This is a genomic window from Rhizobium sp. NLR16a (genome assembly GCF_017948245.1).
Classification (GTDB): Bacteria; Pseudomonadota; Alphaproteobacteria; order Rhizobiales; family Rhizobiaceae; genus Rhizobium.
On the sequence record NZ_CP072865.1, the window covers coordinates 1,790,517 to 1,806,672 of the forward strand.

General features: G+C 61.2%; 14 protein-coding genes. 8 read left to right on the forward strand and 6 right to left on the reverse strand.

From position 1 onward, the window contains the following. Nucleotides 1-7 precede the first annotated feature (7 nt). On the forward strand, nt 8-814 hold the full coding sequence (locus tag J7U39_RS08655; protein ID WP_210631372.1) for a DUF72 domain-containing protein: 807 nt from the start codon (nt 8-10) through the stop codon (nt 812-814). Nucleotides 815-835: 21 nt separating this feature from the next. Here the strand turns inward: J7U39_RS08655 and J7U39_RS08660 are convergent, their stop codons facing one another. Then, nucleotides 836-2,308 (reverse strand): NAD(P)H-hydrate dehydratase, encoded by a 1,473-nt coding sequence (locus J7U39_RS08660; RefSeq protein WP_210631373.1) that lies wholly within the window; start codon nt 2,306-2,308, stop codon nt 836-838. On the opposite strand from J7U39_RS08660, the gene J7U39_RS08665 reads away from it, so the two are divergent. From J7U39_RS08665 to hspQ, 4 genes are all read left to right on the forward strand, one after another. Continuing rightward, the gene (locus tag J7U39_RS08665; RefSeq protein WP_210631723.1) at nt 2,301-2,678 is read left to right on the forward strand and encodes a hypothetical protein; all 378 of its coding nucleotides are present in this window, start codon (nt 2,301-2,303) and stop codon (nt 2,676-2,678) included. The two genes, J7U39_RS08660 and J7U39_RS08665, sit on opposite strands and share 8 nt — an antisense overlap. Next, nucleotides 2,653-2,991 (forward strand): P-II family nitrogen regulator, encoded by a 339-nt coding sequence (locus tag J7U39_RS08670; protein WP_003539626.1) that lies wholly within the window; start codon nt 2,653-2,655, stop codon nt 2,989-2,991. The genes J7U39_RS08665 and J7U39_RS08670 overlap by 26 nt, the downstream gene beginning before the upstream one ends. Before the next feature lie 78 nt (nt 2,992-3,069). Continuing rightward, on the forward strand, nt 3,070-4,479 hold the full coding sequence (gene glnA, locus J7U39_RS08675) for a type I glutamate--ammonia ligase (RefSeq protein ID WP_210631374.1): 1,410 nt from the start codon (nt 3,070-3,072) through the stop codon (nt 4,477-4,479). Between the two features lie 157 nt (nt 4,480-4,636). Next, nucleotides 4,637-4,966 (forward strand): heat shock protein HspQ, encoded by a 330-nt coding sequence (hspQ, locus tag J7U39_RS08680; RefSeq protein ID WP_210631375.1) that lies wholly within the window; start codon nt 4,637-4,639, stop codon nt 4,964-4,966. A gap of 371 nt (nt 4,967-5,337) precedes the next feature. Here the strand turns inward: hspQ and J7U39_RS08685 are convergent, their stop codons facing one another. Beyond that, nucleotides 5,338-5,991 (reverse strand): invasion associated locus B family protein, encoded by a 654-nt coding sequence (locus J7U39_RS08685; RefSeq protein ID WP_210631376.1) that lies wholly within the window; start codon nt 5,989-5,991, stop codon nt 5,338-5,340. Between the two features lie 275 nt (nt 5,992-6,266). On the opposite strand from J7U39_RS08685, the gene J7U39_RS08690 reads away from it, so the two are divergent. Together J7U39_RS08690 and J7U39_RS08695 are read left to right on the forward strand one after the other, a co-directional pair. After that, nucleotides 6,267-8,069 (forward strand): extracellular solute-binding protein, encoded by a 1,803-nt coding sequence (locus J7U39_RS08690; RefSeq protein WP_210631377.1) that lies wholly within the window; start codon nt 6,267-6,269, stop codon nt 8,067-8,069. Nucleotides 8,070-8,129: 60 nt separating this feature from the next. Further along, on the forward strand, nt 8,130-8,801 hold the full coding sequence (locus J7U39_RS08695) for a DsbA family oxidoreductase (RefSeq protein ID WP_210631378.1): 672 nt from the start codon (nt 8,130-8,132) through the stop codon (nt 8,799-8,801). Between the two features lie 71 nt (nt 8,802-8,872). Here J7U39_RS08695 and J7U39_RS08700 read toward each other — a convergent pair whose 3' ends face one another. The 3 genes from J7U39_RS08700 to J7U39_RS08710 are packed head-to-tail and all read right to left on the reverse strand — an operon-like array spanning nt 8,873 to nt 13,161. Further along, a complete protein-coding gene (locus tag J7U39_RS08700; protein ID WP_210631379.1) occupies nt 8,873-9,340 on the reverse strand; it encodes an OsmC family protein in 468 nt (155 codons plus the stop codon). A gap of 15 nt (nt 9,341-9,355) precedes the next feature. Further along, the gene (gene mfd, locus J7U39_RS08705) at nt 9,356-12,859 is read right to left on the reverse strand and encodes a transcription-repair coupling factor (protein ID WP_210631380.1); all 3,504 of its coding nucleotides are present in this window, start codon (nt 12,857-12,859) and stop codon (nt 9,356-9,358) included. After that, nucleotides 12,856-13,161, reverse strand: a complete 306-nt coding sequence (locus J7U39_RS08710; protein WP_210631381.1) for a succinate dehydrogenase assembly factor 2 — start codon at nt 13,159-13,161, stop codon at nt 12,856-12,858. Before J7U39_RS08710 ends, mfd begins: the two co-directional genes overlap by 4 nt. Before the next feature lie 92 nt (nt 13,162-13,253). Between J7U39_RS08710 and recG the strand changes: the two genes are divergently transcribed. Beyond that, nucleotides 13,254-15,359 (forward strand): ATP-dependent DNA helicase RecG, encoded by a 2,106-nt coding sequence (recG, locus tag J7U39_RS08715; protein ID WP_210631382.1) that lies wholly within the window; start codon nt 13,254-13,256, stop codon nt 15,357-15,359. On the opposite strand, the gene J7U39_RS08720 is transcribed toward recG, so the two are convergent. Then, the gene (locus J7U39_RS08720) at nt 15,356-16,063 is read right to left on the reverse strand and encodes a DUF502 domain-containing protein (protein WP_210631383.1); all 708 of its coding nucleotides are present in this window, start codon (nt 16,061-16,063) and stop codon (nt 15,356-15,358) included. The genes recG and J7U39_RS08720 overlap by 4 nt on opposite strands. Nucleotides 16,064-16,156: the final 93 nt, after the last annotated feature.

The following is a 16,156-nucleotide window of genomic DNA, read 5'->3' on the forward strand; positions in this document are numbered from 1 at the left end:
GGACGACATGACGAAATCCGGCACTATCCGCACCGGCATCGGCGGCTGGACCTTCGAGCCCTGGCGCGGACATTTCTTTCCCGCCGACCTGAAACAGAAGGACGAGCTGCATTATGCCAGCCGTCAGTTGAAGGTCATCGAGGTCAACGGCACCTATTACAGCACACAGAAACCGGCGGTCTTTGCCAAATGGGCGGCTGACGTGCCAGAGGGTTTCATCTTTTCGCTGAAGGCCACTCGCTTCGTCACCAATCGGCGGGTGCTCGCGGAAGCCGGTGAATCGATGGAGCGGTTCCTCACATCCGGAATCAGCGAGCTCGGCGATCACCTCGGGCCGCTGCTCTGGCAATTCGCGCCGACGAAGAAATTCGATCCGGACGATTTCGAGGCTTTCCTGAAGCTGCTGCCGGCGAAACAGGATGGGCTAGCGCTCCGTCACGTGGTCGAAGTGCGGCATGATTCCTTCAAGGTGACGGAGTTCGTTGCTCTTCTTGCCAAATACGGCGTGGCGCCGGTTTGTGCCGAACATTTCGAATATCCGATGATCGCCGATGTGACGGCCGATTTCGTCTATGCCAGGCTGCAGAAGGGATCGGACGATATCCCGACCTGCTACCCCGATAAGGATCTGAAGGCCTGGGCAAAGCGGCTCGAGACCTGGGCCGAGGGCAAGGTCCCGGACGATCTGCCGCTGATCGACGGGAAGCGCCAGGTGAAGGCGGAGCCGCGCGACGTCTTTGCCTTCATGATCCACGAGGGCAAGGTCAATGCGCCGCACGGGGCGATCGCCCTGCAGCAGTTGCTGGCGAAATAGGCGGTTGGGACTTAGCCCGAGCTAAAGCGGCAAGACCTCGACCGCGAGCTCTTCCGCCGTCAGCCCCTTGCCGGCGCGCTGGCCAGCCTCTCCGTGCAGCCACACGCCGGCTGCCGCAGCCTCGAAAGTCGGCAGGCCCTGGGCAAGCAGTCCGCCGATGATGCCGGCAAGCACATCGCCGGAACCTGCGGTGGCAAGCCAGACAGGCGCATTGGTGTTGATGAGCGCGCGCCCGTCCGGCGAGGCGATGACGGTATCGGCGCCCTTATAGACGATCGCGGCATTGGCGCGGCGGGCAGCCGCCACCGCCTTGTCCACCTTCCCCAGTGTTTCGTCGCCGCAGATATCCGGAAAAAGCCGCGAAAATTCGCCCTCGTGCGGCGTCAGCACCAGACGCGGCTCGCCGCGGAACAGGTCGAAAAGCTGTTGCGGATCGTCCTTGAAGGAAGAGATGCCGTCGGCATCGAGCACCAGCCGGCGATCGGCAAGCGCGGTGACGAAGCCGCGGGCTTTCGCGCCGACACCGAAGCCGGGGCCGAGGACGAAGGTCTGCAGCCGCTTGTCGGACAGCCACTCTGCCAGATCTGCCTCGTCGTCGACTGCATGCAGCATGACGGCTGTGAGATGCGCGGCATTGGCGGCTATCGCTGCACCGGGTGCGGCGATCGTTACCAGGCCGGCGCCGGCCTTCAGGCCGGAGACCGCCGACATGCGCGCAGCCCCGGTCTTGTCGGCCTCGCCCGAAAAAACGACCATATGACCGCGCTTGTATTTGTGGGTTTGCAGCTGCTCGGCCGGCAGCACGCCCTTCCAGGCGTCAGGTGTGTTCTCGGCGATAGCGCCGCCCGCCTCAGCCCGGATGATCCGGGCGGGAATGCCGATGTCGAAGACCTCCAACTCGCCGCAAAGCTCCCTGCCCGGCATCAGAAGATGGCCGGGCTTGCGGGTCATGAAGGTGATGGTGTTGCGAGCCTGGAAGGCAGCACCCAGCACCTTGCCGGTGCGGCCATCCACGCCGGAGGGCAGATCGATGGCGAGCACCGCGATACCGGCCTCGGCGACGCGCTTGATCAAGTCAACCACATCGGCCGGCACCGCGCGCCCGAGCCCTGCTCCGAACAGACCGTCGATGACGACATCGCCGGCTTCCGGCCGGTATAGGCCGAGCTCCTGCCCCTTCAACTCGCAGCCGGCCCGAGCGCGGGCAGCGTCAGCCTTCAGCTTTGTGGGATCGCCGAGATGGAAAAGCGCCACGGTCGCTCCGCTCTCTCGCAGATGCCTTGCCGCAACATAGGCATCACCCCCATTGTTGCCGGGACCGCAGAGCACTACGAAACGCAACGCCCCGGGATGAAGCCTGAGCGCGGCGGCCGCGGCGGCAGCCCCTGCTCTTTCCATCAGGCCGAAGGAATCGATTCCCGAAGCAGCCGCGGCCACATCGATGGCGCTCATTTCGGCAGGCGTTACCAGAAGGTGGGGGAGATGGTTGCTCATCCGCCTATTCAATTCAAAAAACGCACAAAAAACAACCGTCTGCATTGGCGCGAAGAAGATCGAAATTTATGCATTCGCCTATCATTTAATCGCCTCGCAACCTGCTTTCGCAACTGAAGGAAAAGCCGGGTTTTTCGATATTGCGACGAATTTTCTTCGATGGCTGATGTTTTTCCACCTTTCCGTTCACCAAATCGACATCAAATTCCCCGCAGACGCGCCGGTTTCGGCAAAATCGACGTCTTTTTTCGATAAGACGGATTTCAAACTGGCACGATATCTGCATCATATCCGCGAGCGGGAACATCCCTGCCATAACAGGAGAAGCGGAGAGACATTTTCTCATGAAAAAGATCGAAGCGATCATTAAGCCCTTCAAGCTGGACGAAGTGAAGGAAGCCCTTCAGGAAGTCGGCCTGCAGGGTATCACAGTCACGGAAGCCAAGGGCTTCGGTCGTCAGAAGGGCCACACGGAACTCTACCGCGGCGCCGAATACGTCGTCGACTTCCTGCCGAAGGTGAAAGTTGAGGTGGTGCTGGCCGACGAGAACGCCGAGGCGGTCATCGACGCGATCCGCAAGGCGGCTCAAACCGGTCGCATCGGCGACGGCAAAATCTTCGTATCCAATGTCGAAGAGGTTATCCGCATCCGTACCGGCGAGACCGGCATCGATGCCATCTGACCACTTTGCCAAGCGCGCAAAGTCCGATAGCGTCATCGCGCCCACCTATTGTTATCACAAATTGGAGGAAGGTATTTAATGGCGACCGCAAGCGAAATTCTGAAGCAGATCCAGGAAAACGACGTCAAGTTCGTCGATCTGCGCTTCACCGACCCGAAGGGCAAGCTGCAGCATGTCACAATGGACGTTGCCAGCGTCGACGAGGACATGTTCGCTGACGGCGTGATGTTCGACGGCTCTTCGATCGGTGGCTGGAAGGCCATCAACGAGTCCGACATGGTGCTGATGCCCGACACCGAAACGGTGCATATGGACCCGTTCTTCGCTCAGTCGACCATGGTCATCGTCTGCGACATTCTCGATCCTGTCTCCGGCGAAGCCTATAACCGCGATCCGCGCGGCACTGCCAAGAAGGCCGAAGCCTATCTCAAGGCATCAGGCATCGGCGACACGATCTTTGTCGGCCCGGAAGCCGAGTTCTTCGTCTTCGACGACGTCAAGTACAAGGCCGATCCCTATAATACCGGCTTCAAGCTCGATTCGACCGAACTGCCGTCGAACGACGACACCGATTACGAAACCGGCAACCTCGGTCACCGCCCGCGCGTCAAGGGCGGCTATTTCCCGGTTCCGCCTGTTGACAGCGCCCAGGACATGCGTTCGGAAATGCTGACGGTGCTCTCCGAGATGGGCGTTGTCGTCGAAAAGCACCACCATGAAGTCGCCGCCGCCCAGCACGAACTCGGCATCAAGTTCGATACGCTGGTGCGCAACGCAGACAAGATGCAGATCTACAAATATGTCGTGCATCAGGTGGCCAACGCTTACGGCAAGACCGCGACCTTCATGCCGAAGCCGATCTTCGGCGACAACGGCTCGGGCATGCACGTGCACCAGTCGATCTGGAAGGGCGGCAAGCCGACTTTCGCCGGCGACGAATATGCCGGCCTCTCCGAGACCTGCCTGTTCTACATCGGCGGCATCATCAAGCACGCCAAGGCGATCAATGCCTTCACCAATCCGTCGACGAACTCCTACAAGCGTCTCGTCCCGGGTTATGAAGCGCCTGTCCTGCTCGCCTATTCTGCGCGCAACCGTTCGGCCTCCTGCCGCATTCCGTTCGGCTCCAACCCGAAGGCCAAGCGCGTCGAAGTCCGCTTCCCGGATCCGACCGCCAACCCCTATCTCGCCTTCGCCGCCATGCTGATGGCCGGCCTCGACGGCATCAAGAACAAGATCCATCCCGGCAAGGCCATGGACAAGGATCTCTACGACCTGCCGCCGAAGGAACTGAAGAAAATCCCGACCGTCTGCGGCAGCCTGCGCGAAGCGCTCGAAAGCCTCGACAAGGACCGCAAGTTCCTGACAGCAGGCGGCGTCTTCGACGATGACCAGATCGATGCCTTCATCGAGCTGAAAATGGCAGAAGTAATGCGTTTTGAAATGACGCCGCATCCGGTCGAATACGACATGTATTATTCGGCCTGATCGGCCGTAACACGGAAAGTCCCGGTCCGCCGGGACTTTCACCTCCCCGGTCATGAACGGCAGAAGGAGGATATGACGTTCATGTGACGCGCTGGTGCAAAAATCTTGATTTGCACCGCACCAATCACCAAATTTGGTGATGAAAGGAAGTCGTACCATGAAAGAAAGAATAGCAAAGTTCAGTATCGGCGAAGTGGTCCGGCACAAGGTTTTTCCGTTTCGCGGCGTCATCTTCGACGTTGATCCGGAATTCGCGAATACGGAGGAATGGTGGAATTCCATTCCGGCCGAGGTGCGGCCGAGCAAGGACCAGCCCTTCTACCACCTGCTCGCCGAAAACGAGGAAAGCGAATATGTCGCTTATGTCTCCGAGCAGAACCTGGTGAACGACGAAAGCGGCACGCCGCTTCGCAACCCGCAGATTTACCAGATCTTCGATCAGGCGCCGTCGGGGCAGTTCAAGCCCAAGATGAGCTTCGCTCACTAGATCAGACGTGCGGATCGGTCAATCAAGGCCTCGCCTCTCCCAGCGAGGCCTTTTCTTTTGACGCGAAATCCAGTTGCCAGGTTAAACTGCTGACAATTCCCGCCAATTTCTTCTTTTGCTTTGGCTGGCAAGGCCCCCCATCCGGCTGCCGCCACCTCCCGATCGCGGGTAGACGGGACATGCCGCAAGCTCTCGGTCCCCCTCAACGCCTCGCAGGGCACGTCCCCTCTCGCCGTCAGAACGGGGAGGTTAGGTGAGGGGCAAATCGCCGGTGCGAACCAGACAGCCATGGCTCAAGGCCGAGGAGATAGAGGCTTACCAATAAAAAAACCCGGCCTGAAGCCGGGTTTCTATTCAAAATGGCGGCAGGATCACTGCGCCTTGGCTGCCTTCTGGGCGTCTTCCAGTTTCTTGCGAGTTTCCTCGGCCTTCTTCTGCATGCTTTCCTGCAGGCTACGCTGGGTGTCGGCGAGCTTGGATTCGGAAACCGGTTCGCCGTCATAAGCGCCGGTGAAGCCTTCGAGCGAGATCTTGATCGGGTTCGGAGCGCGGCGGAAGTTGATCGAGGTGAAGACCACGTCGCTGCCCTTCTTGAGGCTGGCGATCATCGCGTCGGTCAACGGAACTTCAGCCGTGCACTTGTCCGGCAGGCAGATGACATAATCGAGCTTCTGCCCCTTGCCGCCGTCGATCTGCATGCTGATGCCAGGCGGGATGAGACGCGCGCTCTGGACCGAAACCTGCAGGAGCTTGCGGTTGATCTTGCCGGTAACCGAGATAAGGCCGACGGCCGTGACGAGCTGGCCGCCATTGGCGAGGATCAGGTTCTGGACGACGCAAACGTCGTTATCTTCCTGCTTGCTGCAGGTCTTGTACCAGCCGAGCTTGGGCGAGCCGACGCCCTGGGCTGGGCCCTGTGCCGCCGCATCCTGGGCGAAGGAGGAGACCGGAGCCGAAGCGGCGCCGAACATCACTGCCAGAACGGACAGTGCTGCCCGCATTTTCTTTTCAGACTTGAACATCATAACGAATTCCGTCTCCTGATATCCGTTCGGAGCAGCGACGTGCCACCCCAACCATCGGGTCGTTCGGCACTCCACCTCATGGAAAAATAAGGCAAATGCATGACCCCGAAACTTCGGGTTCACCTGTTACATCGCAGCGTTCAAGATATCCAGCTTTTCTTTGGCAATTTCATCGACAGGCCAAAGAAATCGCGCCTGCGTGTTGGAATCGGTCGACCCCATGCTAATCTCGCGATGAATCATGCACTTATTTTTCGCGGATCAAGGATTGCCGAATGCTCCGGATCATCGTCACCGTCGTCCTCTCCTTGCTATGCAGCGCCGTCGCCGCAGAGCCGCTGCACGGCATCGCGATGCATGGCGAGCCGGCCTTGCCGCCTGACTATAAGCACTTTCCCTACGTCAATCCCGACGTGAAAAAAGGCGGCAAGATCACCTATGGCGTCGTCGGTACCTTCGACAACCTCAATCCGTTCATCCTGAAGAGCATGCGCACGACGGCGCGCGGCATGTGGGATCCGGAATATGGAAACCTCGTCTACGAATCGCTGATGCAGCGCTCCCGTGACGAGCCATTCACACTTTACGGCCTGCTTGCCGAAACGGTCGAATGGGACGACGACAGGAGCTTCATCCAGTTCAACCTCAATCCGAAGGCGAAATGGTCCGACGGTCAGCCGGTGACGCCGGAGGACGTCATATTCACCTTCGAGCTGATGCGTGACAAGGGACGCGTGCCCTATTCCGAACGCTTAAAAGTCGTCGCTAAGATGGAGAAGGTTGGCGAACGCAGCGTGCGCTTCACTTTCAATGAGAAGGCTGACCGCGAGACGCCGCTGATTTTTGGTCTTTTTCCGGTGCTGCCGAAACATTTGGTCGATCCGGAAACCTTCGACCGCACCTCGCTGACGCCGCCGGTCGGTTCCGGTCCCTACAAGGTGAAGACGGTGAAACCCGGCGAGAGCATCACCTATGAGCGAGATCCAAATTACTGGGGTAAGGACATTCCCGCGAAGGTCGGCACTGACAATTACGATCAGATCACGGTTCAGTATTTCCTGCAGGACACAACGCTGTTCGAAGCCTTCAAGAAGGGCGATATCGACCTCTATCCTGACGGTAATCCCGGCCATTGGGCCAATGCCTACAATTTCCCCGCCGCCACCTCCGGGACCGTCATCAAGGATGTGTTCACGCCGAAACTGCCAAGCGGCATGCTCGGCTTCGTCTTCAATACTCGCCGGCCGATCTTTACCGATCCGAGGGTGCGCGAAGGCTTGTCGCTGGTGTTCGATTTCGAATGGGCGAACAGGAATCTCTATTCCGGCGCCTATAAGCGCACGCAGAGCTTCTGGCAGAACTCGGAACTCTCGAGCTTCGGCGTCCCCGCCAATGCGGCCGAGCTTGCGCTGCTCGGGCCGATCAAGGACAAAATCGCACCCGAAATTCTCGACGGCACCTATAAGCTGCCGGTTACCGACGGCTCCGGCCGTGACCGCAACGTGCTGAAGCAGGCGGTCGGATTATTGAAACAGGGCGGCTATACGATCCAGGGCGGCAAGATGGTCGACGCCTCCGGCCGCCAGCTCGCCTTCGAGATAATGACGCAGAATGCCGACCAGGAGAAGCTTGCCGTCGCCTATCAGCGTTCGCTGCAGACGATCGGCATTGCTGCTTCGATTCGCACAGTCGATGATTCGCAGTATCAGAGCCGGACGAACAGCTTCGATTATGACATGATCATCAAGTCCTATACTTCGTCGCTGTCGCCCGGAACCGAACAACTCGGCCGCTGGTCTTCGGCAGCGCGCACTCAGGAGGGCAAGGATAGCTTTGCCGGCGCCAATGATCCCGATCTCGACACGCTGATCGATCACGTATTGCGAGCACGCTCGAACGAGGATTTCACTGCCGCGGTGCGCTCTTACGACCGGTTGCTACTATCCAGTCATTACGTGCTGCCGCTCTATCATATGGACCAGCAATGGGTTGCCCGCAGCAAGCGCATCGGCCATCCCGACACGGTACCGCTTTACGGTTACCAGCTGCCGGTCTGGTGGGATACAAGCGCCCAATAGAAGCGGCGGCAACACTTTGGCCCTATGTCTCGTCCGGAGACACACAGAAGGAACATCATCATGGAGCGCATCACCATCGACGTCGTCTCGGATGTCGTCTGCCCCTGGTGCTATCTCGGCAAGGCGCGGCTGGAGCTCGCCATCGCCGAAGTGCAGGACGAGATCGGCGTCGACATCAACTGGCGGCCGTACCGGCTCAATCCCGACTATCCCAAGGAAGGCGTCGACCAGAAGAAGGCGCTCGCTCAGAAGCTCGGCGGCGAGGAGCGCGTGGCGCAGGCGCACAAGATGCTCACCGACTACGGCCGCGAGGTCGGCATCGCCTTCGATTTCGAGGCGATCAACATCGGCCCGAACACGCTCGACGCCCACCGGCTGATCCACTGGGCGATGATCGAGGGCCGCGAGAAGCAGGACAAGGTGGTTACGGCGCTGTTCAAGGCGAATTTCGAGGAAGGCCGCAATGTCGGCGACCACGCGGTGCTGCTCGATATCGCCGAGAAAGCCGGCCTCGACCGCTCGGTCATCGCCTCGCTGCTCGCCTCCGATGCCGACAGCAACCTTATCGTCGCCGAAATCACCGCGGCACAGGAAATGGGCGTCAACGGCGTGCCCTTCTTCATCTTCGACCAGCAATATGCCGTCAGCGGCGCCCAGACACCCGATGTGCTGGCAAATGCGCTGCGCGATATTGCCAAGGCGAAGGCGGAGGCGCGATCGGGCCTCAACTGAGGCCGGCTGTGCGGATCGAGATCGAAGAGCCGCGCCAGGGTAAAACTCCGGGGCTTCCGGTTTGGCGCCGTTCAGCCCAGAACCGGAATGCAACGCACCTCAGTCTTCACCGAATTGGCGATGAAACATTCGTCATGGGCGCGATGATGCAGGGCTTCCAACTCGCTGAGCGAAGGCTGCTTTTCGCCGCTGAAGACGACACGTGGCCTCAGCGTCACGACAGTCATGGCGAGACGGCCTTCGGCATTCTTCTCCATCACACCCTCGGCGGTATCGGTGTAGCTGTCGACGCAAAAGCCCTGTTTGGCGGCAATCGACAAGAACCAGAGCATGTGACAGCTCGAAAGCGAGGCGACGAAAGCCTCCTCCGGATCGACGGCATTCTCGGCCGAATATGGCAGTGGCACGACATGCGAGGATGAGGAGGCCCTCACCTCGATGCCGCCGTCGAAGGTCCAGCGATGGACGCGGCTGTAGCGGTTGTCGGTGAAGATCTCGTCGTTGCGCTGCCAGGCGATTCTCGCGCCGTATGTCGCCATAGCCGTCTCCCTCTATTACTTGGCCATCTCGGCCAGTTGCGTCATGATGACTGCCGCGCCCTGCAAGCGCTTCTCAGGCGTCGGCAGGTCGCGGGTCAAGAACAGGCTGTGATCGGGACGAATCTTCGCCATCGTACCCTGCTTGCCGATATAGCCGACGAGATTTGCCGGATTTGGAAATTCCTTGTTGCGGAACTGCACGACCACGCCCTTCGGGCCGGCATCGAGCTTTTCGACATTGGCGGTGCGGCAGAGCGACTTGATGTAGACGATCTTCAGGAGATGCTGGACTTCGATCGGCATCGGCCCGAAGCGGTCGATCATCTCGGCGCCGAAGCCATCGATCTCCTTGAGGTCGGTGATTTCGCCGAGTCGGCGGTAGAGCGCCATGCGCAGATGCAGGTCCGGCACGTAGTTCTCGGGGATCATCACCGTGGTGCCGACCGAAATTTGCGGCGACCAGCCGGTATCGTGGATTTCGTCGACACCCTTGACCTCGGCGACCGCCTCTTCCAGCATCTGCTGATAGAGTTCGAAGCCGACCTCCTTGATGTGGCCTGACTGCTCCTCGCCGAGCAGGTTGCCTGCGCCGCGAATATCGAGGTCGTGGCTTGCGAGTTGAAAGCCGGCACCGAGCGTATCGAGCGACTGCAGCACCTTCAGCCGGCGCTCGGCCGTCGCCGTCAGCACCTTGTTGACCGGCAGGGTGAAGAGCGCGAAAGCGCGCACCTTCGAACGGCCGACACGGCCGCGCAGCTGATAGAGTTGCGCGAGGCCGAACATATCGGCGCGGTGGACGATCAGCGTATTGGCCGTGGGGACGTCGAGGCCGGATTCGACGATGGTGGTCGACAACAGCACGTCATAGCGGCCTTCATAGAAGGCGTTCATGATGTCTTCGAGTTCGCCGGCCGGCATCTGGCCATGGGCGACGGCGACCTTCAGCTCCGGCACGTCGGACTGCAGGAAGGCGTGCACATCCGCGAGATCGGCAAGCCTCGGGCAGACATAGAAGCTCTGGCCGCCGCGATAGTGCTCGCGCATCAATGTCTCGCGAATGACCAGGCTGTCGAACGGCGAGATGAAGGTGCGCACCGCCATGCGGTCGACAGGCGGCGTGGTGATGAGCGACAGTTCGCGCACCCCGGTCATGGCAAGCTGCAGTGTGCGCGGGATCGGCGTTGCCGACAACGTCAGCACATGCACGTCGCTCTTCAGCTCCTTCAGCCGCTCCTTGTGCTTGACGCCGAAATGCTGTTCCTCGTCGATGACGAGCAGGCCGAGATTGGCGAATTTGATGCCGGCGCCAAGCAGCGCATGGGTGCCGACGACGATATCGGTCTTGCCTTCCGCGACTTCCTTCTTGGTCAGCGCCAGTTCTTTCGAGCCAACGAGGCGCGATGCCTGCTGAACGCGTACCGGCAGGCCGCGAAAACGCTCGGAAAAGGTTTTGAAATGCTGGCGGGCGAGCAACGTCGTCGGTACGACGACGGCGACCTGGACGCCGTTCATCGCCGCGACGAAGGCAGCGCGCAGGGCCACTTCGGTCTTGCCGAAACCGACATCGCCGCAGACGAGGCGGTCCATCGGCCGGCCGGCGCCGAGATCAGAGCGCACGGCGTCGATGGCGTTGTCCTGGTCTTCGGTCTCGTCATAGGGGAAGCGGGCGGCAAACTCGTCATACAGGCCATCCGGCGCCGTCAGAACAGGCGCATGACGCGTCAGGCGCTCGGCGGCGATGCGGATCAGCGCATCGGCCATGTCGAGCAGGCGCCGTTTGAGCTTGGCCTTGCGCATCTGCCAGGCGCCGCCGCCGAGCTTGTCGAGCTGGGCATCAGTGCCCTCGCCGCCGTAGCGCGAGAGAAGATCGATGTTTTCAACCGGCAGGAAGAGCTTGGCCTCGTCGGCATATTGCAGTTCGAGGCAGGCATGCGGGGCGCCCGCCGCTTCGATCGTCCGGAGGCCGATGAATCGGCCGATGCCATGTTCGGCGTGGACGACGATCGAACCTTCGTCGAGGCCGGCAACCTCGGCGATGAAATCGGCGGCGCGCTTGCGGCGCTTGGAGCGGCGAACCATGCGGTCGCCGAGAATATCCTGCTCGCCAATGACGACGAGCTCGCCCGCCTCGAAGCCGGATTCGAGATTGAGCACCGCAGCAGCGGCCTCGCCTTTCGCCAGCGAGCCGAGATCCTTCAGCGCCTCGACCGGCTTGACCTTTTCCAGCCCGTGTTCGTTCAGCACCTGCAGCAGGCGTTCCAGCGAGCCCTCGGTCCAGGCGGTGACGAGCACCTTCGCGCCGGCGGCGCGGCGGTCGGCTATATGCTTGACGACGACGTCGAAGATGTTGATGCGTTCCGCATCACCGCCGCCTTCGGCATTGGCGCGAGCCCAGCGCTGACCTTGGCGGGCTTCGACATTGATTACCCGCCTCGCCTCGCCCTCATGCTCGTTGAACGGGGTGATGCGGATCGCGCCGAGCGCGTCGAGCGTTTTGGCAAAAAGCTTGCTGTCGAGATAGAGCTGGCCCGGCGTCACCGGCTTGTAAGGCGTGCCCTGGGCCATCTGGCCCTTGGCCGGTTGGCCGGAATTCAGGCGGGCGTCGAAATAATCGAGGACGAGCTTGGAACGTTCCTCCGCCGCCTCGCGCACCGTATGGTCGGTAACGATGCGGAAGCCGCTGAGGTAATCGAAGACGGTATCGAGCTTCTCGTAGAAGAGCGGCAGCCAATGCTCCATGCCGGGATAGCGGCGGCCTTCGGAGACGGCGAGATAAAGCGCATCGTCACGCGTTGTCGCGCCGAAAGCGGAGAGATAGTTCTTGCGGAAGCGGCTGATCGTATCCGGGGTCAGCGTCACCTCGCTCATCGGGTTCAGATCGAGGGAACGCACCTGGCCCGTCGTGCGCTGGCTCGCCGGATCGAAGCTGCGGATACTCTCCAGCGTATCGCCGAAGAAATCGAGGCGCACCGGCTCTTCCGAACCCGGCACGAAGACGTCGAGAATGCCGCCGCGTACTGCGTATTCGCCCACTTCACGAACCGTTGCGACGCGATCGAAGCCATTGCGCTCCAGGCGCCCGGCAAGATCGTCCATGCGCAGCTGATTGCCGGGACGGGCCGAAAAACTCAGACTTTCGATGACATCCTGCGGCGCCACCTTCTGCAGCATGGCGTTGGCGGTGACGAGCACGATCGCGGCATGCGGCTTCTTGCGATGCGCGATGAGGCCGCCCAATGCGGCGAGCCGGCGGGCCGAGGTATCGGCGCTCGGCGAAACGCGGTCATAGGGCAGACAGTCCCAGGCCGGTAGGGTGAGAACCGGGATGTCGGGGGCGACGAAGCCGAGCATCTGTTCCAGATCGGCCATACGATGGCCGTCCGACATGACATAGGCGACGGGTTCTCCCGCTCGGGCAAGCTCGGCGAGCAGCAGCGGTTCGAGACCAGTAGGCACATTGCCGATCGTCAGCGGCTCGGCAATGGCCGCGAGCTTCTTCGCATCGAAACCAGGGATCATTCCGGCGTCCTGAGGGGCTTGTCGAAATCGGGCGTATAGGCGGCGAGGCGGGCAAACATCGGTGTCTGGAAACGCTCAGGCACCGGCCATGTTCCCATGATCCAGCGGACGAGATCATTGTCCTCTTCGGCCATGATCGTCTCGAGCTCGTCGAGTTCGGCTTCCGAAAGCGTCGCGATCTCGGCTTCGGCGAACTGGCCGAAGACCAGATCCATTTCGCGGATGCCGCGGTGCCAGCAGCGGAAGAGGATTCGGCGGCGGCGCGGGTCGAGACCGGCACTCGTGAGCGTGACACCTGTCATGGCATTACCTTCCTGTTGATGCGCCTCTATAGACCCTCGAAAGCGGCTTGTCAGCCTTGCCAAGGCCGCATTGTTCATCGCATTTTGGCCGCATGCGCCCCGCCATTCTCGATCCTCTGTTTTCTCCCGTTTCGGGCCTTCCGGGCGTCGGCCCGAAGATCGCCGAACTGCTGGTTAAGCTGCTCGGGCGCGAGACGGTGGAGGATTGCCGGGTCATCGATCTTCTGTTCCATGCGCCGTTCTCGCTGATCGACCGGCGCAACCAGCCGGGGATCGCCCGCGCGCCACAGGGTGCGATCGTCACGATCACCGCGCGCGTCGACCGACACCAGGTGCCACCGCGGGGCAAAAGCAATGTTCCCTACCGCGTCTTCCTGCATGACGAGACCGGCGAGTTGACGCTGGTCTTCTTCCGCGGCCAGGCGGCATGGCTGGAAAAGCAGCTACCCATCGATGCGGAGGTGACGGTCAGCGGCAAGATTGACTGGTTCAACGGCCGCGCCTCGATGGTGCATCCCGACTATATCGTCAAAGCGGAGGAGACGGAGAGCCTGCCGCTCGTCGAGCCGATCTATCCGCTGACGGCCGGGCTTTCGCCGAAAACGCTACGAAAGATCATCGACACCGCCCTGCCGCGCTTTCCGGAGATGCCGGAATGGATCGACCTGACGCTGACGCAGAAGCAGGGCCTGCCGACGATCCGTGACAGTTTCCATATGCTGCACGAACCGCGCGATCCATTGGATGTCGATCCGCAGGCCCCTGCCCGAAGGCGGCTCGCCTATGATGAATTTCTGGCCGGCCAGCTGTCGCTCAGCCTGGTGCGCCAGAGGCTGCGCAAAGTGGCGGGCCAGCCGGTGCATGCGACCGGTGCGGTCAGCAGCAAGATCGTGAAGGCGTTGCCCTTCTCGCTCACGTCAAGCCAGAACGATGCGATCGCCGAGATTCTGAACGACATGGCCGGTCACGAGCGCATGCTGCGGCTGTTGCAGGGCGATGTCGGCTCCGGCAAGACGCTGGTGGGGCTGATGGCGATGGCGGCGGTGATCGAGAGCGGCGGCCAGGCGGTGCTGATGGCGCCGACGGAAATCCTGGCGCGGCAGCACCACGCGACCATCTCGAAATTCGCCGCCTCTGCCGGACTCGACATTGAGGTGCTGACCGGGCGCACCAAGGGACGCGAACGGGAGGAAATCCTGGAGCGCATCGCCTCCGGCGCGGCGCAGATCATCATCGGCACACATGCGCTGTTTCAGGAGAGCGTCAGTTACGCAAACCTGATGCTCGCCGTCGTCGACGAGCAGCACCGTTTCGGCGTTCACCAGCGCCTGCGGCTGACGGCAAAGGGCATCTCGCCGCATATGCTTGTGATGACGGCGACGCCGATCCCGCGCACTCTGGTTCTCGCCGCCTTCGGCGACATGGATGTTTCCAAACTCACCGAGAAGCCCGCCGGCCGCAAGCCGATCCAGACGATCACCGTGCCGATGGAGCGGACCGGCGAAATCGTCGGACGGCTGCGGAGCGCGATCGCTGAAGGTAAGAAGGCCTATTGGATTTGCCCGCTGGTCGAAGAATCCGAAGAGCTCGACCTGATGTCGGCAGAGGAGCGGCATGCGACGCTCGTCTCCTCGCTCGGCCCCGATATCGGCCTCATCCATGGCCGTATGAGCGGCGCGGAGAAGGATGCGGCGATGATGGCCTTCAAGAATGGCGAGACCCGTCTTCTCGTCGCCACCACCGTCGTCGAGGTCGGCGTCGACGTGCCGGATGCGACGATCATGGTGATCGAACATGCAGAGCGTTTCGGCCTGGCGCAGCTGCATCAGCTGCGCGGCCGTGTCGGGCGCGGCGACGAGGCCTCGACCTGCATCCTGCTCTATAAGGGACCGCTCGGCGAAACCGGCCATGCCAGGCTGTCGATCATGCGCGAGACGGAGGATGGTTTCCGTATTGCCGAGGAAGACTTGAAACTGCGCGGCGAAGGCGAATTGCTCGGCACCCGCCAATCCGGCACGCCGGGCTTCCGCATTGCCAGCCTCGAGGCGCATGCCGACCTGCTCGAGATCGCCCGCAAGGATGCGGCCTATCTGATCGAGCGCGATCCGGAACTAACCAGCGAAAGAGGACAGGCGATCCGCACCCTGCTCTATCTGTTCCGGCGCGACGAGGCGATCCGATTCCTGAGGGCCGGTTAATCGGCTTTCGAAACCGCCACCGGCTTCGGCCGCGGCAAATGCTTCTGCTTCGGCTCGGACGGTCTATGCTCGGGAGCCACGAGGCCGCCTGATATCAGGTACTTGGCGGCGTCTTCCGGGCTCATATCGAGCATGACGATCTTTTCGCGCGGCACGAAAATGAGGAAACCGGCCGTCGGCACCGGCGTCGGCGGCAGGAAGACGGCCACCATATCCTGACCCATGGCGTTAAACTTCGAGGCAATCTCGCCCTTGGCGTCGGTGGCGACGAAGACCAGCGCCCAAAGGCCGGGACCCGGATACTCGATGAGGCCGACCTTCTTGAAGGAGTTCGACTGTTCTTTCAGCACCGTTTCGAAAATCTGCTTCACGCTTCTGTAGATCGTGCGCACCAACGGCATGCGATGGACGATCGATTCGCCGAACCGGACGATGCTCTGGCCAATCAGGTTCTTGCCGAGAAAGCCGACGACGGTGATCAGCACGACGGCAATCAGCAAGCCGAAGCCGGGAATGGCGAAGTTGAGATAGCTTTCCGGGTTCCAGCGCGCCGGAATATAGGGCCTGACCCAGCTGTCCGACCAATGGATGAAGGTCCAGGTCAACCAGATGGTGATGGCGATCGGCGCGCAGATGATCAGCCCTGCTAGAAAATTGTTCCGCAACCGGGTCGCGACAGGCATTCTGGGGGCATTGTCGGTCATCTCTACTGATGAACTCCATCTCAGTCCTGGACGGGCCGGAACTCCGGCCCTTCCCCCTCGTCCATATGGTAAAATTGCCAGAATTCCAGGCGC

Coding starts and splice junctions, on each gene's coding strand:
- mfd (WP_210631380.1), bottom strand. CDS start 12,859: ATGATCCCTGGTTTCGATGCGAAGAAGCTCGCGGCCATTGCCGAGCCG.
- J7U39_RS08685 (WP_210631376.1), bottom strand. CDS start 5,991: ATGATGTTCAAGTCTGAAAAGAAAATGCGGGCAGCACTGTCCGTTCTG.
- J7U39_RS08710 (WP_210631381.1), bottom strand. CDS start 13,161: ATGACAGGTGTCACGCTCACGAGTGCCGGTCTCGACCCGCGCCGCCGC.
- J7U39_RS08690 (WP_210631377.1), top strand. CDS start 6,267: ATGCTCCGGATCATCGTCACCGTCGTCCTCTCCTTGCTATGCAGCGCC.
- J7U39_RS08670 (WP_003539626.1), top strand. CDS start 2,653: ATGAAAAAGATCGAAGCGATCATTAAGCCCTTCAAGCTGGACGAAGTG.
- J7U39_RS08695 (WP_210631378.1), top strand. CDS start 8,130: ATGGAGCGCATCACCATCGACGTCGTCTCGGATGTCGTCTGCCCCTGG.
- glnA (WP_210631374.1), top strand. CDS start 3,070: ATGGCGACCGCAAGCGAAATTCTGAAGCAGATCCAGGAAAACGACGTC.
- J7U39_RS08660 (WP_210631373.1), bottom strand. CDS start 2,308: ATGAGCAACCATCTCCCCCACCTTCTGGTAACGCCTGCCGAAATGAGC.
- hspQ (WP_210631375.1), top strand. CDS start 4,637: ATGAAAGAAAGAATAGCAAAGTTCAGTATCGGCGAAGTGGTCCGGCAC.
- J7U39_RS08700 (WP_210631379.1), bottom strand. CDS start 9,340: ATGGCGACATACGGCGCGAGAATCGCCTGGCAGCGCAACGACGAGATC.
- J7U39_RS08720 (WP_210631383.1), bottom strand. CDS start 16,063: ATGACCGACAATGCCCCCAGAATGCCTGTCGCGACCCGGTTGCGGAAC.
- J7U39_RS08655 (WP_210631372.1), top strand. CDS start 8: ATGACGAAATCCGGCACTATCCGCACCGGCATCGGCGGCTGGACCTTC.
- recG (WP_210631382.1), top strand. CDS start 13,254: ATGCGCCCCGCCATTCTCGATCCTCTGTTTTCTCCCGTTTCGGGCCTT.